Source organism: Streptomyces sp. iso_384, from assembly GCF_056172905.1.
Genome location: NZ_JBWBTT010000001.1, coordinates 2,733,391 through 2,753,675, shown reverse-complemented (window position 1 = coordinate 2,753,675; position 20,285 = coordinate 2,733,391). Strand labels below are relative to the sequence as shown.

The following is a 20,285-nucleotide window of genomic DNA, read 5'->3' as shown; positions in this document are numbered from 1 at the left end:
CAGACTTCCGGGAGCACACCGTGACCGACGCACACACCACCGGCACCCACGGCACCGGGCCGTTCATCGCGGCCATCGACCAGGGCACCACCTCCAGCCGTTGCATCGTCTTCGACAAGGACGGCCGGATCGTCTCCGTCGACCAGAAGGAGCACGAGCAGATCTTCCCGAAGCCGGGCTGGGTCGAGCACGACGCGACCGAGATCTGGGAGAACGTCCAGGAGGTCGTCGCCGGGGCCATCGTCAAGGCCGGCATCACCTCCGCCGACGTCAAGGCGATCGGCATCACCAACCAGCGCGAGACCACCCTGCTCTGGGACAAGAACACCGGTGAGCCGGTGCACAACGCCCTCGTCTGGCAGGACACCCGCACCGACGCGCTCTGCAAGGAGCTCGGCCGCAACGTGGGCCAGGACCGGTTCCGCCGCGAGACCGGGCTGCCGCTCGCCTCGTACTTCGCCGGGCCCAAGGTCCGCTGGCTGCTGGACAACGTCGAGGGGCTGCGCGAGCGCGCCGAGGCCGGCGACATCCTCTTCGGCACCATGGACTCCTGGGTCATCTGGAACCTCACCGGCGGCACCGACGGCGGCGTCCACGTCACCGACGTCACCAACGCCTCGCGCACCCTCCTGATGAACCTGCACACGATGGCCTGGGACGAGAAGATCCTCGCCTCCATCGGCATCCCGGCCGCGGTCCTCCCCGAGATCCGCTCCTCCGCCGAGGTGTACGGCAGTGCCAAGGGCGGCATCCTCGACGGCGTGCCCGTCGCCTCCGCGCTCGGCGACCAGCAGGCGGCGCTGTTCGGCCAGACCTGTTTCGCCGAGGGCGAGGCCAAGTCCACGTACGGCACCGGCACCTTCATGCTGATGAACACCGGTGGCACCCCGGTGAACTCGTACAACGGGCTGCTCACCACCGTCGGCTACCAGATCGGCGACAAGCCCCCGGTGTACGCGCTGGAGGGTTCCATCGCGGTCACCGGTTCGCTGGTGCAGTGGATGCGCGACCAGATGGGCCTGATCAAGTCGGCCGCCGAGATCGAGACGCTGGCCTCCTCGGTCGAGGACAACGGCGGCGCGTACTTCGTGCCCGCCTTCTCCGGACTGTTCGCCCCCTACTGGCGTCCCGACGCCCGTGGAGTGATCACCGGTCTCACCCGTTACGTCACCAAGGCGCACATCGCGCGTGCCGTCCTGGAGGCCACCGCCTGGCAGACCCGCGAGATCAGCGACGCCATGACGAAGGACTCCGGCGTCGAGCTGACCGCGCTCAAGGTCGACGGCGGCATGACGTCCAACAACCTGCTGATGCAGACGCTCGCCGACTTCCTGGACGCGCCGGTGGTGCGCCCGATGGTCGCCGAGACCACCTGCCTCGGCGCCGCCTACGCCGCCGGTCTCGCCGTCGGCTTCTGGCCGGACACCGACGCGCTGCGCGCCAACTGGCGCCGGGCCGCCGAGTGGACCCCCCGCATGGACGCGGACACCCGTGCCCGCGAGTACAAGAGCTGGCTCAAGGCCGTCGAACGGACCATGGGCTGGGTCGAGGACGAAGAAAGCTGACGAGGAGCATCACCATGACCACCCTGCAGAGCGTTCCCGCCCTCGGAACGCACCCGGCCTCCGGCTCGCTGCCGAGCCGCGCCGAGACCCGGGACCAGCTGTCCCGGGCCACGTACGACCTCCTGGTCATCGGCGGCGGCATCCTGGGCATCTCCACCGCCTGGCATGCCGCGCAGTCCGGGCTGCGGGTGGCTCTGGTGGACGCCGGCGACTTCGCCGGCGCCACCTCCTCCGCCTCCTCCAAGCTCCTCCACGGCGGCCTGCGCTACCTCCAGACCGGCGCGGTCAAGCTGGTCGCGGAGAACCACTTCGAGCGCCGCGCGGTCTCCCGCGAGGTGGCCCCGCACCTGGCCAACCCGCTCACCTTCTACCTGCCCGTCTACAAGGGCGGCCCGCACGGCGCGGCCAAGCTCGGCGCGGGCGTCTTCGCCTACTCCGCGCTCTCCGCGTTCGGCGACGGCGTCGGCCATGTCATCTCCCCGGCCAAGGCCCAGCGCGACGTCCCCGAGCTGCGCACCGACAATCTGAAGGCCGTCGCGGTCTACGGCGACGACCAGATGAACGACGCCCGCATGGCGCTGATGACGGTCCGCGCGGCCGTCGACGCGGGCGCGGTCGTCCTCAACCACGCGGCCGTCACCGGACTGCGCTTCACCCGGGGCCGGGTCACCGGCGCCGACCTGAAGGACAGCACGGACGGCACCGAGTTCGGCGTCACCGCCCGGCTCGTGCTGAACGCGACCGGCCCGTGGGTCGACCACCTGCGGAAGATGGAGGACCCGAACGCGGCGCCCTCCATCCGCCTCTCCAAGGGCGCCCACCTGGTCCTCAAGCGGACCCGGCCGTGGCGGGCGGCGCTGGCCACCCCGATCGACAAGTACCGCATCACGTTCGCGCTGCCGTGGGAGGACATGCTGCTCCTCGGCACGACGGACGAGGAGTACGAGGGCGACCCGGCGGACGTCTCGGTGACCGAGGCCGACACCGCGCAGATCCTCGACGAGGCGGCGTTCTCGATCAAGGACCAGCAGCTGTCGCGCGATCTGATCACGTACTCCTTCGCCGGTCTGCGCGTACTGCCCGGCGGTCCGGGTGACACCTCCAAGGCCAAGCGCGAGACGGTCGTCACCGAGGGCCGTGGCGGGATGCTGTCGGTCGCGGGCGGCAAGTGGACGACCTTCCGTCACATCGGCCGTACGGTGATGAACAAGCTGGCCGCCCTGCCGGGGCACCCGCTGGCCGAGGACATGGAGCCGATGAACCGGCTGCCGCGGAAGCTGCCGCTGCCCGGCATCGCCAACCCGAACGCGGTCGCGCACCGGCTGCTGGTCGACGGCCCGGCTCCCGGCCCGCGCATGGCGCCGGACACAGCCCGGCACCTGGCCACGCACTACGGTTCGCTCGCCTTCGACATCGCCCGGCTGGCCAACGAGAACCCGGAGCTGGCCGAGCGCGTCCACCCGGACGCCCCGGAGATCTGGGCCCAGGTCGCCTACGCCCGCGACCACGAGTGGGCCGAGACGGCGGACGACGTGCTGCGCCGCCGGACCACGCTGACGATCCGGGGTCTGGCGACGGACGACGTGCGCGAGGGCGTCGAGAAGCTGCTGGCCGACCGGGACTGATCACGACCACCCCCCACGGGTACGGGGACGGAGGCGGCTTCCCCGGGGAGGCCGCCTCCGTCGTCGTGCGCGGGCGCCCGTCACACGAGCCACACTCCCGCCATACGCGTGCAATGTGCCGCGAGCACGGTGGAGTTCATGAGATTTCTCCGTGCTCCCTCCGATCGGTCACGACCCGCACCCGCCGACCGGTGGCCTTGCTTCCGCCGCCGACCGGTTCGAAGAGGTGATCGACAAGATCCTCGGCCGGCACGAGGTCTACCGCCACGACCTCCGGTCCATCACCGTGGACGGCTTCGGGCTGAGCCGGCCGGAGCAGTCGGAGACGCTCCAGCGGTTCGCGGAGGAGATCGCCCCGGTGGTGCGGCGGGAGGCGCCGTCCGCCCCGTGGTGAGGACACGGAACCGGCCGGCCGCCGTGACGCGGGGGCCATCATGCACTGATCCCGCCGGTGATCCACTCCTGATGGCAGGGTTCACCCGGCCGTGCAAGAGGGCTGCGGCCGGGGGCCCCGGAAGCCGTAAGGTTGCTCCGTACGTATGGAGACATCGGAAGGAGGCCCGGGTGATCGAGCTCGAGTCGGTGCCCGAGCTGATCGACCCGGTCATGGTGGCCGCGTTCGAAGGCTGGAACGACGCCGGGGACGCCGCCTCCACAGCGGTCGGTCATCTGGACCGTGAGTGGAAGGGCGAGGTGTTCGCGGCGCTGGACGCCGAGGACTACTACGACTTCCAGGTCAACCGGCCCACGGTGTGGCTGGACGGCGGGACGCGGAAGATCACCTGGCCGACGACGCGGCTGTCCGTGGTGCGTATCGGCGGGGAGAAGCCCCGGGACCTGGTCCTGGTGCGAGGCATCGAACCGTCGATGCGCTGGCGGTCGTTCTGCAACGAGATCCTGGGCTTCGCCCATGAGTTGGGCGTCGAGATGGTCGTCATCCTGGGCGCGCTGCTCGGTGACACCCCGCACACCCGGCCGGTGCCGGTGAGCGGGGTCACCTCGGACGCGGACCTGGCGCGGACGATGGACCTGGAGGAGACCCGGTACGAGGGCCCCACGGGCATCGTCGGGGTCCTCCAGGAGGCGTGCACGCATGCCGGGGTGCCCGCGGTCAGCCTGTGGGCGGCGGTCCCGCACTATGTGTCGCAGCCGCCGAACCCGAAGGCGACGCTGGCCCTGCTGAACCGCCTGGAGGACCTGATCGGGCTGCGCATCCCGCTGGGCGAACTGCCCGAGGACGCGCGGGCCTGGCAGCTCGGGGTGGACCAGCTGGCCTCGGAGGACAGCGAGGTCGCGGAGTACGTGCAGACGCTGGAGGAGGCGCGGGACACCGCGGAGCTGCCCGAGGCGTCCGGCGAGGCCATCGCCCGGGAGTTCGAGCGCTATCTGCGGCGGCGGGACGGCGGCCCCGGGCAGGGGCCGGGAGGGCATGCGACGGAGAGCGGGGACGTGCCGTATCTGCGCGATCCCGCCGGTGGCCGCACCCGCCCGCCGAAGCCGCCGCGTCCGGAGTCCGGGCGGGGCAAGGCCTCCGACGACAAAGGCGCCAAGGGGTCCGACGAGGCGTCGGGCAGCGAATCCGACGAGGGCTCCGGGGAGACTCCCGAGGAGGACTGACCGCGCCGCGGTACGGCGGCGTGACGAACGACGGGGCGCCGCGCGGGAGATGATCCCGTGCGGCGCCCCTGTCTCATCGGTCCTGACTACGGCTCAGGCGCAGTGGAACTTCGCGGCCGCCCAGTCGCCGTGGTCCCCGGTCTTGGACCCGTTGGTGTCGGTGACCTTCAGCCGCACCTGCCGTACGCCGTCGAGCTTCACGTCCACCCGCACGGTCGCCGAGGCGCCGGTCAGTTTCGGCGAGGTCCACAGCACCTTGCCGTCGCCCTCCACGGAGAACGCGACCTCTCCGTAGCCGTCGATCTCGTCGTCGATGCCGACGTCGGCGGTGAACGCGGTGCACCGGCCGCCGAGATGGAGCGCGATGTCGGAGTCGGCGTGGGTGCCGATCCCCTTCTCGTACGGCTGTCCCGCGAGGGTCAGTGTCTTCCCGTCGCTCGCGCCCGACTCCCCGTTGGAGCGGTCACGTTCGGCCGGGCCGTAGCCGTTGGTCTCGGAGAGCCAGACGAGATCGCTCGCCCAGGCCTCGCCCTCGGGCGCCGGGGGCAGCACGGAGACGGCGAGCCGCTGCTGACTCGTGCGCGCGCCACCGGCGGTTCGGTAGCGGGCCAGGGCCGTCAGCGTGGTCTCGCGTACCTGGGCGTCCTTCGCCGGCGTGAGGGCCACCTCGACCCGGCGGGTGGCGCCTGCCGGGATGCGGCCCGGAACCTTCGCGGTGGCGGTCCGCCAGCCGTCGGGGACCTGAAGGGTGACCGTGGTGTCGGTGAGGGCGGTGCTGCCCGCGGTCACGTCGACCTGGACCGTGCCGGGCGTCCCGGCTCCGGCCTCCTGGCCCGCGGGGACGGTGAGGGCGGCGGCCGCCGAGGCCTTCTTGCCGCCGACCGCGCTGGTGCCCAGCAGCTTCACCGTGAACTTCTTCGCGGTGCTCAGGGGCGCGGTCTTCACATGCACCACGCCGCCCCGGTCGTCACGGTCGTACCACCAGCCCTGCCGGGCCTTGTCGTACGCGCTCTTCGAGGTCAGCTCGGGCAGGGTCCGGTCCAGCTTCACCGAGCGGGGCTCGGAGCCGGTGTGGACGGTGAACTCGTAGGGGCGGGCGGTCTGCTTGCCGGTGAAGCTGCCCCGGCTCTCGTCGATGGTGACGAAGACGTCGCCCGCGCCGCGCTTCGGGGCCCGGACGTCGGCGCGCTGGGTGGCGTACTTCCCGTCGCGGTGCTGCCGGGTGACGCCGTCGTCCTCGTACAGGGTGAAGGAGGTGTTGCCCTGCGGGTAGACGTCCCAGGCGAGCGGGGAGTCGGCGGTGCGGTCCCGGTAGGAGCGGATGCCGGGCCACATCGGGACGGCCGCGCCGGCCTTCACGAAGAGCGGCAGGGTGTCGAGCGGGGCGGTGTAGGTGTCGATGGTGGTGGGGCCCTCGTAGGTGCGGCCGCTCCAGTAGTCGATCCAGGTGCCCTTGGGGAGGTAGATGTCCTTGCGCTCGGTGGTGTCCTGGTAGACGGGCGCCACGAGGAAGTGCTCGCCGGAGAGGAACTCGTACTTCGCGGCCTCCGTCGACGCCTTGGGGTCGTCCGGGTATTCGAGGACCAGCGGTCGGACCATGCCGACACCGGTCTTGGTGGCCTCGTGCGCGTAGGAGTACTGGTAGGGCAGCAGCGACTCCTTGAGCTTGAGGTAGTCGCGGTTGATCGAGGTGTACGGCTCTCCGTGGCGGAAGGGCTGCTTGTCCATGGCGGCCCAGCCGTCCATGGCCATCGTGGTGCCGAGGAACATCTTCCACTGGAGGTCGCGGGTGTACGTCTTGGCGCTGCCGCCGAAGATCCCGTCGACGTCACCGGTGGTGTAGGCGAGTCCGGACATCGTGGCGCCCGCGTAGGTCGGGATCTGCCAGCGGATGTACTCCCAGGTGCCGGACTGGTCGCCGGACCACTGGACTCCGCAGCGCTGCGCGCCCGCCCAGCTCTCCGGGGCCCAGGTGAAGCCGCGGGCGTCGCTGTTGTCCTCGATGCCCTGGTAGGCGTCCTTGCAGCCGTCGAGGGCGAACTTGTAGCCCTCGCCGACCCAGGCGACGTCCAGCTTGGCGACCCGCTGCCCGGCCTTCACCTGGGCGGCGAGGTTCTCGATGCCGTCCTCGGTCCACAGGCCGAGCTCCATGTTGCGGTCCTTCAGCCCCTGGGCGGTCTCCTCCAGGTCCTCGTAGCCGCAGCCGTAGCCGTCGTTGACGAGCATCCAGCCGTTCGGCATGTCGTTCTCGACGTAGCCGTCGGCGACCTTCAGCGCGTCCAGGGTGCGGCGCTCGCCCCGGTTGGCGTTGTGGAGGTAGCAGTCGGCGTCGCCGATCTCCATGCCGTAGACGGGCGGCAGGAACGGCTTTCCGGTGAGGTCGGTGTACTGCCCGATGACGTCCTTGGCGGCGTCGGCCCCCGTGCCCGCGAAGTAGTAGGCGTCGAAGCGCTGTTCCTTCGCGCCGGTCGTCACCGGGTCGGTGAACGCGTAGGTGTTGGGTGCGTAGGTGTTGCGGAAGACGCCGTAGCCGGCCGATGAGAGGTAGAACGGCACGGAGTTGGGGTGGCCGCCGTCGTCCCAGTTGTAGTCGACGGCGACCTCGACGGTCTTTCCGCGGTGGGAGGTGTTGCCACGGCCGTTCTGCATCCCGGCCCCGTAGAACTGCTCGGCGGCGCCCCGGGCCAGCGTCTGGACGGTCTGCTCGCCGGTCCAGCTCAGGCCCTTCGCCTCGGACCAGATCAGGCTGCCGTCGGCCCGGTGCAGGGCGAAACGCAGCGGCTTCTTGTAGGCCCGCAGGGTGACCTCGTCCGTCGACAGCTCGTAGCGGTCGCCGCGGTCCTTCCAGCGGGTGCGGGGCGGCTCGCCCTGCGGCAGGACGATGTCGTCGCCGGTGGGGTCGGTGAACGTCCCGTCGGGGGCCAGCTCGATCCGGAAGGTCTCCTTCGAGACGAAGCTGACCCGGGCCTCGGCCTGCCCGGCGGTCAGCCGGTACACCGCCCCGTCCGCCCGGAAGCCGGTCACGTCCCCGACCGTGGTGGTCTCCGTGCTCGCCGGCGGGGCCTCGTCGGCGTGGGCCCCGCCGGGCCCGGAGAGGACCGCGAACAGTCCGAGCAGCGCAGCAACTGCTGCCACTCTCATGCGCGTTGATGTTTGCATAGTGAGCTTTTAGCGCAACTTCGAGCACATGACCATGGACAAAAAGGAACCGGCCCCGAACTTCGTAGAGAAGTCCGAGACCGGTTCGAGCCATCGGGCGGGCGGGGAAACCCCTTACAGCGCGACTCCGAGGAGGGCGTCGACCGTACGGGAGACGAGGCCGGGCGCGCCCTCGTCGGTGCCGCCCTCCGCACCCTGGAGCGCGGCCCAGCGGTCCACCGCGGCCAGCGCGGCGGGGCTGTCCAGGTCGTCCGCGAGCGCCTCGCGGACCTCCTCGACGAGCGCGTCGGCGGACGGCCCGTCGGGGCGCGAGACGGCGGCCCGCCAGCGCGCGAGACGCTCGACGGCGTCGGCGAGCACCTGGTCGGTCCACTCCCAGTCGGAGCGGTAGTGGTGGGAGAGCAGGGCGAGCCGGATGGCCGCCGGGTCCACGCCGTCGCGGCGCACGGCCGAGACGAAGACCAGGTTGCCCCGGGACTTGGACATCTTCTCGCCGTCCAGGCCGACCATGCCGGCGTGGACGTACGCCTTGGCGAACGGGTACTCGCCGGTCAGCGCCTGGGCGTGCGAGGCGCCCATCTCGTGGTGCGGGAAGGCGAGGTCGGAGCCGCCGCCCTGGACGTCGAAGCCCATGCCGAGGTGGTCGAGCGCGATGGCGACGCACTCGATGTGCCAGCCGGGGCGGCCCGCGCCGAGCGAGGCCCCGTCCCAGCTCGGCTCGCCCGGGCGGGCGGCCATCCAGAGCATCGGGTCGAGGGGGTTCTTCTTGCCGGGGCGCTCCGGGTCGCCGCCGCGTTCGGCGGAGAGCAGGCGCATCGCCTCGGCGTCGAGGCCGGAGACCTCGCCGAAGTGCGGGTCGGTGTCGACGGAGAAGTAGATGTCGCCGTCCAGGTCGTAGGCGGCGCCCGCGTCCCGGAGGCGTTCGACGAGGGGCACGATGCCCGGTATCGCCTCGACCGCTCCGATGTAGTGCCGCGGGGGCAGCATCCGCAGGGCGGTCATGTCCTCGCGGAAGAGCGCCGTCTCGCGCTCCGCGAGCTCGGTCCAGTCCTGACCGTCGCGCACGGCCCGCTCCAGCAGTGGATCGTCCACGTCCGTCACGTTCTGGACGTAGTGAACCTGCCGCTTGGTGTCGAGCCACACGCGCTGAACGAGGTCGAACGCGTTGTAGGTCGCCGCATGACCCATGTGGGTCGCGTCGTACGGCGTGATGCCGCAGACGTAGATGCGGGCGACGGGACCGGGGTCAAGGGTGATCCGTCCGCCGGTCGCGGTGTCGTGGATCCGAAGGTCGCGGCCCTTGCCAGGCAGGGCGGGGACCTCAGAAGCGGGCCAGGCATGCATGTCATGAGCGTAACCGGACGATGCTTCCGGATACGAACCGGATCCGTGATCCTGTCCGAAGAGGCCTTCTTGCGTGTAACCCCCGGCCGGGGATAACGGGCGGGTCGTCGTGGGGCGCGTGCTACACCGGCGGCCAGGGGATCGGCGGCCACTGGCCGCTCGGCTGCGGGTGCACGGCGCGCTTGACCAGCCCGGCGACCCGCTCCCGCAGGGCCTCCAGCTCGGCCGCCGTGATGAGTTCGGCCATCCGGGTGGCGAGGACGGTGCCCGGCGCCAGCTCCGCGGCGAGCCGCCCCAGCACCGCCAGGGCGTCTTCGGTCAGCGGCTCGCCCGCCCAGCCCCAGAGCAGGGTGCGCAGCTTGTCGTCGGCGTTGAAGGTGACCCCGTGGTCGATGCCGAAGAGCCGTCCGCCGGGAGCGGGCAGCAGGTGGCCGCCCTTGCGGTCACCGTTGTTGATCACCGCGTCCAGTACGGCGAGCCGCCGCAGCCGGGGGTCGTCCGCGTGCACGAGAAGCGCGGTCTTCCCCTCCCCCACGTCCGCGAAGCCCACGGCTTTCCAGCCATCGCCCGGCTCCTCGCCCTCGACGAGCGCCAGCAGCTCGGGGGCGTCCTCACCGTCCTCGGGGCCGTCGATCCAGAGCTGGACCATGCCCTGCCCGTACGGCCCCTCCCGCAGCACGGTCGGCGGCACGAGGTCCCAGCCGGTCGCCCGGGAGATCTCGTACGCGGCGGCCTCCCGCTGGGCGAGGGTGCCGTCGGGGAAGTCCCACAGCGGCTGCTCGCCCGCGACCGGCTTGTACGCGCAGGTGCGCTCCTCGCCCTCGTACGCCACCGTGCAGTGCAGCACCGCGTTGGACGCCCCGCCGACCTGCCCGAGGACGGTGATCGTGCCCTCGGTGAGCAGGGTGAACAGCTCGGTGTCCGTCAGGCTCCGCGACGGTATCCGTTCTGGCGCGGGCATACGTGTCCTTCCGGGTCGAGCGGCAGGCTGCACAGCGGGCACGGCGGGCGGCCGGCGTTGACGACGTCCAGGGCCCGCTTGGCGAACGCGCGGGCCTGGGCGCCGCTGAGCCGGACGCGGAGCATCGGCGGACCGTTCTCCTCGTCCTGGAGGAGCTTCTCCTCGGCCTCCGCGAGGTCGTCCTCGGAGTCCGCGTCGAGTTCGACGAGGGCCTGCGCCTCGACGATCATGCGCTGTTCCTCGCCGTCCCAGGCCAGGGCCATGGTGCCGACCCGGAACTCCTCCTCGACGGGCACGTCGAGCGGCGCGGTGTCGGAGACGTCGGTGGGGGCCACCGCGGGCACCGGCGAATTGCCTCCGGTGCGGCGCACGACCTCGTCGAGCAGTTCGTCGATCCGCTCGGCGAGCGCGGCGACCTGGGTCTTCTCCAGCGCCACGCTGGTGACCCGGCCCTGGGAGGACGCCTGCAGGAAAAACGTACGGCGGCCAGGCAACCCGACCGTACCGGCCACGAATCGGTCCGGTGGGTCGTAGAGGAACACCTGACGGGACACGTCCTGCTCCCTTGAGCTTCGATGGTGGTTGGGCGGCGCTACGGCGCGTCCACCCTACTGCCCGGAGCGATCACGGCGCGCCCGCGCCGCCCCCGACCGCCGCGTCCGACGTGCCGTCACCGGTGGGCGAGGCGGCGGCGTCCGCCCCGACGGACTTTTCGCGGGGTGCCAGGGCGGCGAGATCCCCGGTGTCGCCGAGCCTCAGGAGGAAGGGGCGCAGCCGCGTGTAGCGGATCGCGGTGACCGAGCAGGGATCGACGTGGACGCGCTGGAAGAGGTCCAGATGCATGCCCAGCGCGTCGGCGACGAGGGACTTGATGATGTCGCCGTGCGAGCACATGACGTACGTGGCGTCCTCGCCGTGCTCCGCCTCGACCCGCTCGTTCCAGTCGCGTACGGCGTCGACGGCGCGGGCCTGCATCGCCCGCATGGACTCGCCGCCCGGGAACGCCGCCGCCGAGGGGTGCTGCTGGACGACGGACATCAGGGGCTCGTCGGCGAGTTCGGCCAGCTTCCGTCCCGACCAGTGGCCGTAGTCGCACTCGCTGATCCGGTCCTCGGTGTGCAGGGGCAGACCGGGGCGGGCGTCGAGGAGCGGCTGGAGCGTCTGGCGGCAGCGCTCCAGGGGGCTGCTGACGGCGAGGACCGGGGCCAGGCCGGCGAACCGCGCCGGCAGCGCCTCGGCCTGTGCGGCGCCGCGTTCGTCGAGGAGGACGCCGGGGGTGCGGCCCGCGAGCACTCCGGCGGTGTTGGCGGTGGAGCGTCCGTGGCGTACGAGGATCAGCGTGGGCATACCCGCCAGCGTACGTCCGAGGTGCGCGGGGGCGGTTCACGGGGAAGAATGCCCGCCGTGATCGTGGACTGTGCCATCTACCGGGACGGGCGCCGTACCGAACGGCCCGACGACCTCTCCGACGCGCTGGACGAGGCGCGGGCCTTTCGGGACGCCTTCCTGTGGATCGGGCTGCACGAGCCGACGGAGGAGGAGTTCGACCGCGTACGCGACGAGTTCGGGCTGCATCCGCTGGCCGTGGAGGACGCGCTGCGGGCGCACCAGCGGCCCAAGCTGGAGGTGTACGACAACTCGCTGTTCGCGGTGCTCAAGCCGGTCGTCTACGAGCCGGAGAGCGACACGGTCAGCGCCGACGAGCTGATGGTCTTCATAGGGGACTCGTTCGTGGTGACGGTCCGGCACGGCGAGGGCGCCCCGCTGGCGGCCGTGCGCCGCCGGCTGGAGGCCGAGCCCGAGGTGCTGAAGCACGGCCCGACGGCGGTGCTGTACGCGGTCGGCGACGCGGTCGTGGACCACTACATGGAGGTGGCGGGCGAGCTCCAAGTCGACCTGGAGGAGCTGGAGACGCAGGTCTTCGCGCCGACCGGCTCCGGCGACTCGAAGAACACCGCCGCCCGGATCTACACCTTCAAGCGGCAGGTGCTGGAGTTCCGCCGGGCGGCCGGTCCGCTGACGGCGCCGATGACCCGGCTCGCGGGTGCGGGCGTGCCGTTCGTCCACGAGCACGCGCAGCCGTTCTTCCGGGACGTGGCCGACCATCTGACGCGCGCCAACGAGCAGGTGGAGGGGCTGGACCGGCTGCTCTCGGACATCCTGTCGGCGCATCTGGCACAGATGGGCGTGCGGCAGAACGACGACATGCGCAAGATCTCCGCCTGGGCGGCGATGGTCGCCGTCCCGACGATGGCGGCGGGGGTCTACGGCATGAACTTCGACCACATGCCGGAGCTGCACTGGGTGTGGGCCTATCCGGCGGTGGTGGCTCTGATGGTCTGCGCCGTGTTCGGTCTGCACCGGCTGTTCAAACGGCGCGGCTGGCTCTGAGGCCCGGCGGCCGAGGGCCGCGGAACCCTCAGGCGTACTCGTGTTCCGGTGCGGCGGGGCTGCCGAGTGCGTTGCGGCGCTCCGGCATCTCCAGGGTCACCATGCGCCGCCAGCCGATCAGGCGCTCGTACGCGTACACCGCGTGGATGCCCGCGGCGAGGACGGCGGCCTTGGGGCGCGACCAGCCGAGGATGCGGCCCATGTTGGCCATCACGGCGAGGCTGACGTCGCGGTAGACCCGGATCTCGGCCAGGGCGCACTCGCGCATGATCCGCTGGATGGTCCGGCCGTGTCCCTCGCGCGCGAGGGCGAGCAGTTCCTCGTGGCAGTAGGCGAGGTGGTTGTCCTCGTCGTTGGAGATCATCTTCACCGCGCGGCCGATGCCGGGGTCGTCGGCGAAGTACCGGCGCAGCAGCTGCATCTGCTCGGAGGCGCGCTGCTCGGTGATCCGACTGTGGGCCAGATAGGTGATGATGTCGCGCTCGGTGAGCCGCTCCTCGCCGCGCAGCCGGGAGTGCGCGAGGCCGATGCCCTGCTGTTCCAGGAGCATCGTGTAGTCGGTCTCCGGCGGGACCTCGACGGGCGGCAGTCCGCGCTTCTTCAGGAGGGCGTTGAAGATCCGGCCGTGCTTGTCCTCGTCGGCGCCGTGCCGGACGATCCTGGGGGCCAGTTCGCGGCGGCCCTCCGGGACGAGGGCGGCGATCCGGGCGTTCTCCCAGCCGCCCTGGGACTCCCCGCTCGCGGCGATGGAACAGAAGAGCCGGTAGGACTCGTCGTTGTCCAGAATCTCCTGGAACAGGGTCTGCGCTGAGAGCATGACGGCTACCTCCGTACCCGTTGCCCGCGGAGCTCACGTCCGCGGAGCAGTTGTCCGCAGAAAGAGTCAAATGCGCAGCACGACAGACGGCAACCCGAACGGTCACCGACAGAACACCGCGTCCGTCGCGGACCCCGCCCGCCGGGCCGCGTAACCCTTGGGCGTGCGGCGCGTTGTTCCGGGTGACGGCCGTGGCGGGGAAGACCCCCGAGCCCCCACCACGGCCGTAGTGCTGTCCTCTCGGTCCCTCATCCCTCAGGCGAGGCCGGAACGCTCCAGGGCGTCCGTGCCGGCGCGGAGTGCGGTGAGCCGCTCCTCCAGGGTGAAGCCGGCCGGGGCGAGGTTGAGCGTGGTGACCCCGGCGGCGGCGTACGCCTGCATCCGCTCGGCGATCCGCTCGACGGGGCCGAGCAGCGCGGTCTGGTCGATCAGCTGGTGCGGCACGGCGGCGGCGGCCCCCGCCTTGTCCCCGCCGAGGTACTTGTCCTGGATCTCGGCGGCCTCCTTCTCGTACCCCATGCGCTGGGCGAGCTGGTTGTAGAAGTTCTGCTTCCGGCTGCCCATGCCGCCGACGTACAGGGCTGTGTACGGACGGAACATGTCGGCCAGGCCGTTCACGTCGTCGCCGACGGCGAGCGGCAGCGTAGGGCTGACGTCGAAGCCCTCCATGGTCTTGCCGGCCTTCTCGCGGCCCGCGCGCAGCGGCTGGATCGCGGTCTCCTCCAGGTGCTCGGCGGAGGGGAAGATCAGCAGGGCGCCGTCGGCGATCTCGCCGGTCTGCTCCAGGTTCTTGGGGCCGATCGCGGCGATGTAGAGCGGGATGTGCTCGCGCTGGGGGTGCACGGTGAGCTTGATCGGCTTGCCCGGGCCGCCGGGGAGCGGCAGCGTCCAGTGGGCGCCCTCGTACGACACGCGCTCGCGGGTCATCGCCTTGCGGACGATCTCGACGTACTCGCGGGTGCGGGCCAGCGGCTTGTCGAACTTCACGCCGTACCAGCCCTCGGAGACCTGCGGGCCCGAGACGCCGAGGCCGAGGCGGAAGCGGCCGCCGGAGAGCGAGTCGAGGGTGGCGGCGGTCATCGCCGTCATGGTGGGCTGCCGGGCCGGGATCTGCATGATCGCGGAGCCGACGTCGATCGACTCGGTCTGGGCCGCGACCCAGGTCAGCACGGTCGGGGCGTCGGAGCCGTACGCCTCGGCCGCCCAGCAGACGTCGTAGCCGAGCCGGTCGGCCTCCTGCGCGACGGCGAGGTTGTCGCCGTCCATGCCGGCGCCCCAGTAACCGAGATTGATGCCGAGCCGCATAGCCGCTCCCTTTACTGATCAGTAACGTCCCTTTCTCCGGACTCTAGCGCGGGCGGCGGCGATCCGGCAGGCCCGGCGGACCTCCGGTTGTCCACAGGCCTGCACCCGGTGGGGCCTTGGCCAGTAATCTCAGCGCCCATGGAGCAGAGGCATCTCGGCCGTACCGGCCTTCGCGTGTCCCGGATCGGGCTCGGCACCCTCACCTGGGGCCGGGACACGGACGAGCACGACGCCGCCGACCAGCTCAAGGCGTTCTGGGACGCGGGCGGCACCCTGGTGGACACCGCCGATGTGTACGGCGGCGGCGAGGCCGAATATCTGCTCGGGCGGCTCGTCGGCAGCCTGGTCCCGCGTCAGGATCTGGTCATCGCCACGAAGGCGGGCAACGTCCCGGACCCCTACCGCCGCGTCAACGGCTCGCGCGGGCACCTCCTGGCCGCCCTGGACGCCTCCCTGGAGCGGCTCGGCACGGATTACGTGGATCTGTGGCAGGTCCACGCCTTCGATCCGGCGACCCCGCTGGAGGAGACGCTCCAGGCGGTGGACCTGGCCGTGTCCTCGGGCCGGGTCCGCTACGCGGGCGTGTCGAACTTCTGCGGCTGGCAGCTGGCGAAGGCGGCCACCTGGCAGCTCGCCGCGCCCGGGGGGCGCACCCGGCTGGCCAGTACGCAGATGGAGTACTCGCTGCTCCAGCGGGGCATCGAGCGCGAGGTGCTGCCCGCCGCGCTGGACCTCGGGATCGGGCTGCTGCCGTCCTCGCCGCTGGGGCGCGGTGTGCTCACCGGCAAGTACCGCCAGGGCACTCCGTCCGACTCCCGGGGCGCGTCCGAGCGGCTCGCCCCGTTCGTCGAGCCGTATCTCGACGACGCGGCGGCCCGGATCACCGACGCGGTGTCGACGGCGGCGGACGGTCTGGCGACGAGCCCGCTCCATGTGGCGCTCGCCTGGGTGCGGGACCGGCCCGGAGTGGCGGCGCCGATCGTCGGCGCGCGCAACGCCGGTCAGCTCGCGGAGGCATTGTCGGTGGAGGCGCTTAGTCTTCCCTACGAGATCTGCCAGGCGCTCGACGATGTGTCGGCGCCCGTGCACCGCTATCCCGATCAGGACTGGAGCACGCTGTGACTGCGCTTCCCGGGGAGACCCCCGGCACCGTCGGCACGGACACACCACAGGACACCGTGTCCCCGCCGGACACCGGTGCCGAGGGTTCCGCGCACGCCGACGCGCCCGAAGCGCCTGGAGCCGCCGAGCCGCCGGGCGACGCGGCCGGCGCCGGGGAGCCCGCGGCCGACGTGTCCGGCACCGACGTGGCCGCGGCGGAGGGCCGCCCGGCCGAGGTGTCCGACGCGCAGGCCGGCCAGGCCGACACCGAGGACGGACCCGCCGACGCCGAAAACGCGCCCGCCGCGGTGTCCGCCGGGAGCCCGGACGCCGATGCCGTGACCACCGACGGCGCCGCCGAGGCCCCGGCCGTCGTCCCCGAGCTCTCGGAGGCACAGGCCGAGCTGGCAGCCCAGCGCGAGCTGCGGGAGCGGATCGAGAAGCGCAAGGCGGAGAAGACCGCGCCCCTCGCCGCCGGCACCGGCCTCAGCGGTACGGCCGCCGAGCTGCTCGCGGCCGTCCGGGCAGTGGAGAGCGGTGAGAAGTCGGGCACCGCGTTCTTCGGCTCACCCGCCCCGGCCCCGGCCGCCCGGCGCCCCGCCCCGGCCGCCGCACAGCCGTCCCGGGCTCCCGTGCCCGCCGCCGCCCCCGCCCCGCAGGCCGCCTCGCCGGAGGCCCTGGACGCGGTGCGCGCGGTGCTCCTGGAGGGCGGGGCGCCCGAGACGCTGGCCCGCCCGGCCGTCGGTGTGCTGGGCGAGCGGGCGGCCGAGCTGCTGCGCACCGACCCCTGGCAGCTGCTGGCGGTGCCCGGGGTGCGGCCGGAGCAGGCCGACGGCTTCGCCCGGGCCCTGCTGGGCGCCGGCTGCGGTCCGGACGACGGGCGCAGGACGGCGGCCCTGGTCGGCTGGCTGCTGGAGCGCGCCGCCCTCCAGGGCCATACGGCGCTGGACGCCGGGGCCGTACGGGCGGCGCTCGCCGAGCGCGCGGTCGGCGATCCGGACGCGGCGGTGCGGAACGCGGTCGAGGAAGGTGTCGCCCTGGTCTTCCAGGAAGGCGACGGGACGGCGCCGGACGGCGAAGGGGACGAAGAAGGCGCGGCGGACGGGGCGGGCCTCGCCGAGGACGCCGACGCGGACCGGGAGCAGGCCCAGGTCCTGCTGGGCCTGGACCGCTACGCCCTGGCCGAGGAGAGTCTCGCCGACGGCCTGGCCCGGCTGGTCAACGCCTGTGAGAAGGCCGTCGACTGGGCGGCGGCGGCCGCCGCCGCCCCGAGCCCGTCGGCCGCCGCGCTCATCCGTACGACCGCCTCCGCCGGGCTGGTCGCGCACAGCGGCGGCGAGGCAGCGCGGGCCGAGCCGGCCGCGCTGATCGCGGCGGCGCGCGGCCTGGGCCTGCGGGCCCTGGGCGCGACCCACAGCGAGGACGGCCGCCGGAGGCTCGCGGCGGCCGTCGGCGATCCGGACACGGCGGTCACCCTTGCCGGTCTGCTGTCCGGCGCGCAGGGCCCCGGCCGGGACGAGGACGGGGCGCTCGCCCTGGACCTGCTGGTCGTGCTGGACGCCCCGCAGCTGGATGTGGAGAACGCGGCGGTGCTGGTCGAGGCGCTGGCCGACGGCACCCGGCTGGTGCTGAGCGGCGACCCGGGCGTGCTGGGCTCGGCGGGGGCCGGGCGGGTGTTCGCCGATGTGCTGGCCGCGCACGCCTGTCCGCAGGTCGTCTCCCGCACCCCGGACCCGGGTCCGATCGGCGAGCTGGTCTCCGGCATCGGCATCGGCGAGCTGCATCAGGTGGACGCCCCGGGCAAGGAGGTGGTGATCGTCCCGGTCCGCGACGCGGGCGAGGCGGTCCACCGCACCGTGCAGCTGGTCGCCGACTCGGTGCCCCGGGCGTTCTCCATCCCCGCCGAGGAGACCCAGGTGATCACCGTGGGCCATGGCGGGGCCGCCGGGACCAGGGCGCTGAACGAGGCGCTGAAGCAGCGGCTCAACCCGGGCCCGGGCCGGTTCGGCGGCTTCGACCCGGGCGACCGGGTGGTCCATGTGCCCGCGCCCGGCCGTGCGGTGCCCGGGGTGGTGCGCTCGGCCGACGCCGAGGGGCTGCGGCTGGACTGCGGGGGCGTCCCCGTCGTCGTACCGCAGGAGCGGGTGGAGTCGTCGGTGCGGCACGGCTGGGCCCTCAGCGCCCATCAGGCGGCCGGGATGCGCTGGCCCGCCGCGGTGGTGGTGCTGCCGGGCGATGCCGCGCAGGGGCTGAGCAGGCCGTGGGTGTACACCGCGTTCGGCCGGGGCGAGCGGCATCTGTCCGTGGTGCACGGGGTGGACCAGGCGCTTCCGCACGCGGTGGCGCAGATTCCGGCCCAGGAGCGGACGACCCGGCTGCGCCCGCTGCTGGAGGCGCTTCCGACGCCCGACGCGGCCTCGTAACCGGCCGAGGACAGCGGTGGGGCCCCGGTGCGCGGTGCACCGGGGCCCCACCGTCACGTCCGGTGCGGGAGCGAAGTCGGGTGTCGAAGTCGAGGGAGCGTGGGTCAGCGGCCGCCCACCGCGGGTCCGGCGAAGTCCTCGTCCGTCTCGTCCTCCTCGTCGAAGACCGCGCTGACGTCGAAGCGGCAGACCACCAGTTCGGGGTCGGCGTCCTCGAACGGGGCGCCGAGCCACTCCCCCGGCTCCGGCGGCGCTTCACCGGCCGAGACCCACAGGGTGGAGTCGCCCTCCTCCAGTCCGAACTCCTTGTGGCGGGAGGCGATCTCGTCCGGTTCGTACTCACCGAAGAGCACACCGAGCGCGGCGTGGACGCTGGTGCCGACGACCGGGGCCGCGTCCGGCCCGTCGCCCGGACCCGCGTCGAGGTCGGCGAGGCGCTGAGCCTGTGCGAGCAGCCGCGGGGGTTCCGCGACCACGTAGTCGCGCCGGATCAGGACGCTGAGCGCGCTGGGCTCCGCGGGACCGGCGTAGGGGGGCAGGGAGTCGTCCGCACCGGGGATCTCGAAGGGGGTGACTTCGTCGTAGCGGTCGTAGAGGAGTTCGTCGTAGACCTCGGCGGCAGCGGCAAGGGCGTTGAACGCGTCGTAGACGGCGGGGTCGTCGTCCCCGGTACGGCGTTCGACCGCGTCGAGGTGACGGTCGATCGCGGTTTTGACCGCTTCGGCGGCGGCACGTACCTCGGCAGCGGTGGGCTGCGCAGCATCAGACATAGTGCAGACGCTATCCGTACCAGGGCTCTGCCCGCACAATAGATGCGATGCCGGAATACGAATTCGTCGACGTGTATGTGCCGCGCGGGGTTTCCCGCAAGGAAGCGGCCCGACTCCTGACCGACCACGCCGAGTACGGACACTGGGAACTGGACCGCCTGACGCTCCGCAGGGACGGCAGCCGCAGGGTGCGGCTGCGCAGGCGGATCATCCGTCAGCTACGGGCCACCTGGTGACATGGAGCGGGCCCCGCAGTCGCGGGGCCCGCTCCTCCTTCGTGGGGTGTGCCGTGCTGAGCGCGCCCGGATCAGGCGGCGCTGCGCGAGCGTCGGTAGAGAACCGATCCCGCGCCGGCGAGCAGCAGTCCCGCACTGGCCGGGATGAGCAGTTCGAGCCCGCCCCCACCGGTCTGCGCGAGCTGCTCCTGCGGAATGTTGCGGGTCTCGGGAGCATTCGGCTCGGGCGGCTGGTCGACCGGCGGGGTGACCGGCGTCTCCGGCGTGACCGGGGGAACCTCGGGCTCCTCGGGCGGCGGGGGCGGAACCTCGGCGTCGTTGGAGCAGCTGTTGCCGAAGGCGGGGTTCAGCAGCCCGCCGATGGTGACGCTGTTCCCGCAGAGGTTCACGGGGATGTCGATCGGCGCCTGGATCGAGTTGCCGGAGAGGATGCCGGGCGAGCCCTTGGCGACCCCTTCCGCCGTGGCGCCGCCGCCCGGGGCCCTGTGCCGGCCGGTGCCGGGCTCGGAGGTCCGGTCCGAGGCGCCGGAGGCCTGGTCCGAGGCGGCGGTGTCGCCCGCCTGCGCGCTGTTGCCGGAGCCGCCGGGGCCCGAGCGGGTCTCCGGAGCGGCCGAGTGGTCCCCGGAGCGGTCGGCCGAACGGTCGGATCCTGCTGATCCGTTTCCGCAGTCGTTCCCGCTGGTGGGGTTGAGCAGCCCGCCGACGCTGACGGAGTTGCCGCAGACGTTGACCGGGATGTCGATCGGCGCCTGGATCGAGTTGCCGGACAGCACGCCCGGCGAGCCGGAGGCGGTGCTCGCCGCCCCGGAGTCGGCGTGGGCGTACCCGCCGCTCAGCGCGAGCACTCCGCCCGCAGCCGCCATGGTGATCAGGCCTTTACGAGTGACCTGTCGCATAGGTTCGTTTCCTGCCTTCTGGCTTCCGAAATACCCCCGGACATGACCGTGCGGGAGCCGAATGCCGAACGGTCC

16 protein-coding genes and 1 pseudogene are annotated in these 20,285 nt (G+C 72.4%); 8 read left to right on the top strand and 9 right to left on the bottom strand.

Annotated elements, in window-relative coordinates:
* The first annotated feature begins 20 nt into the window (after window positions 1–20).
* The 4 genes and pseudogenes from glpK (at window position 21) to AC0VY3_RS12130 (ending at window position 4,807) form a co-directional block, all read left to right on the top strand.
* Window positions 21–1,565, top strand: coding sequence for a glycerol kinase GlpK (gene glpK / locus AC0VY3_RS12145; protein WP_103506989.1), 1,545 nt, complete (start codon window positions 21–23; stop codon window positions 1,563–1,565).
* A gap of 14 nt (window positions 1,566–1,579) precedes the next feature.
* Window positions 1,580–3,190 carry a glycerol-3-phosphate dehydrogenase/oxidase gene (locus tag AC0VY3_RS12140; protein WP_475549592.1) on the top strand — a complete coding sequence of 537 codons (1,611 nt, stop codon included), beginning with the start codon at window positions 1,580–1,582 and terminating at the stop codon, window positions 3,188–3,190.
* 220 nt (window positions 3,191–3,410) lie between these two features.
* Window positions 3,411–3,584, top strand: a pseudogene (locus AC0VY3_RS12135) (LLM class flavin-dependent oxidoreductase); the annotation flags it as partial.
* A 170-nt stretch (window positions 3,585–3,754) separates the two neighbouring features.
* Entirely contained in the window at window positions 3,755–4,807 is a 1,053-nt protein-coding gene (locus AC0VY3_RS12130) for a PAC2 family protein (RefSeq protein WP_103506991.1), read from the top strand.
* 93 nt (window positions 4,808–4,900) lie between these two features.
* Here AC0VY3_RS12130 and AC0VY3_RS12125 read toward each other — a convergent pair whose 3' ends face one another.
* The 5 genes from AC0VY3_RS12125 to AC0VY3_RS12105 all read right to left on the bottom strand — a co-directional run bounded on the left by AC0VY3_RS12125 (window position 4,901) and on the right by AC0VY3_RS12105 (window position 11,618).
* Window positions 4,901–7,966 (bottom strand): NPCBM/NEW2 domain-containing protein, encoded by a 3,066-nt coding sequence (locus AC0VY3_RS12125; protein WP_475549591.1) that lies wholly within the window; start codon window positions 7,964–7,966, stop codon window positions 4,901–4,903.
* Between the two features lie 114 nt (window positions 7,967–8,080).
* Entirely contained in the window at window positions 8,081–9,310 is a 1,230-nt protein-coding gene (mshC, locus tag AC0VY3_RS12120; protein WP_103506993.1) for a cysteine--1-D-myo-inosityl 2-amino-2-deoxy-alpha-D-glucopyranoside ligase, read from the bottom strand.
* Between the two features lie 121 nt (window positions 9,311–9,431).
* On the bottom strand, window positions 9,432–10,271 hold the full coding sequence (locus AC0VY3_RS12115; protein WP_475549590.1) for an SCO1664 family protein: 840 nt from the start codon (window positions 10,269–10,271) through the stop codon (window positions 9,432–9,434).
* Entirely contained in the window at window positions 10,235–10,825 is a 591-nt protein-coding gene (locus AC0VY3_RS12110; protein ID WP_030085580.1) for a DUF3090 domain-containing protein, read from the bottom strand. The genes AC0VY3_RS12115 and AC0VY3_RS12110 overlap by 37 nt, the downstream gene beginning before the upstream one ends.
* A 70-nt stretch (window positions 10,826–10,895) precedes the next feature.
* The gene (locus AC0VY3_RS12105; protein ID WP_103506995.1) at window positions 10,896–11,618 is read right to left on the bottom strand and encodes a histidine phosphatase family protein; all 723 of its coding nucleotides are present in this window, start codon (window positions 11,616–11,618) and stop codon (window positions 10,896–10,898) included.
* A 48-nt stretch (window positions 11,619–11,666) separates the two neighbouring features.
* On the opposite strand from AC0VY3_RS12105, the gene corA reads away from it, so the two are divergent.
* Window positions 11,667–12,662 (top strand): magnesium/cobalt transporter CorA, encoded by a 996-nt coding sequence (corA, locus tag AC0VY3_RS12100; protein WP_475549589.1) that lies wholly within the window; start codon window positions 11,667–11,669, stop codon window positions 12,660–12,662.
* A 28-nt stretch (window positions 12,663–12,690) separates the two neighbouring features.
* On the opposite strand, the gene AC0VY3_RS12095 is transcribed toward corA, so the two are convergent.
* Both AC0VY3_RS12095 and AC0VY3_RS12090 read right to left on the bottom strand, forming a co-directional pair.
* Window positions 12,691–13,479, bottom strand: coding sequence for a ferritin-like domain-containing protein (locus AC0VY3_RS12095; protein WP_475549588.1), 789 nt, complete (start codon window positions 13,477–13,479; stop codon window positions 12,691–12,693).
* Window positions 13,480–13,734: 255 nt separating this feature from the next.
* Window positions 13,735–14,784: an LLM class F420-dependent oxidoreductase gene (locus AC0VY3_RS12090; RefSeq protein WP_030631168.1), complete on the bottom strand. Its 1,050-nt coding sequence runs from the start codon at window positions 14,782–14,784 to the stop codon at window positions 13,735–13,737.
* Window positions 14,785–14,922: 138 nt separating this feature from the next.
* Here AC0VY3_RS12090 and AC0VY3_RS12085 point away from each other — a divergent pair, with 138 nt between their 5' ends.
* Together AC0VY3_RS12085 and AC0VY3_RS12080 are read left to right on the top strand one after the other, a co-directional pair.
* The gene (locus AC0VY3_RS12085) at window positions 14,923–15,906 is read left to right on the top strand and encodes an aldo/keto reductase (protein ID WP_475549587.1); all 984 of its coding nucleotides are present in this window, start codon (window positions 14,923–14,925) and stop codon (window positions 15,904–15,906) included.
* Entirely contained in the window at window positions 15,903–18,308 is a 2,406-nt protein-coding gene (locus AC0VY3_RS12080; RefSeq protein WP_475549586.1) for a helix-hairpin-helix domain-containing protein, read from the top strand. Before AC0VY3_RS12085 ends, AC0VY3_RS12080 begins: the two co-directional genes overlap by 4 nt.
* Window positions 18,309–18,412: 104 nt before the next feature.
* On the opposite strand, the gene AC0VY3_RS12075 is transcribed toward AC0VY3_RS12080, so the two are convergent.
* Window positions 18,413–19,078: a hypothetical protein gene (locus AC0VY3_RS12075; RefSeq protein ID WP_103511769.1), complete on the bottom strand. Its 666-nt coding sequence runs from the start codon at window positions 19,076–19,078 to the stop codon at window positions 18,413–18,415.
* A gap of 47 nt (window positions 19,079–19,125) precedes the next feature.
* Here AC0VY3_RS12075 and AC0VY3_RS12070 point away from each other — a divergent pair, with 47 nt between their 5' ends.
* Complete coding sequence (locus AC0VY3_RS12070; protein ID WP_003970138.1) at window positions 19,126–19,314, top strand: DUF5703 family protein; 189 nt, start codon at window positions 19,126–19,128, stop codon at window positions 19,312–19,314.
* 71 nt (window positions 19,315–19,385) lie between these two features.
* Here AC0VY3_RS12070 and AC0VY3_RS12065 read toward each other — a convergent pair whose 3' ends face one another.
* Window positions 19,386–20,210 carry a chaplin gene (locus tag AC0VY3_RS12065; protein WP_475549585.1) on the bottom strand — a complete coding sequence of 275 codons (825 nt, stop codon included), beginning with the start codon at window positions 20,208–20,210 and terminating at the stop codon, window positions 19,386–19,388.
* Between the last annotated feature and the right edge of the window lie 75 nt (window positions 20,211–20,285).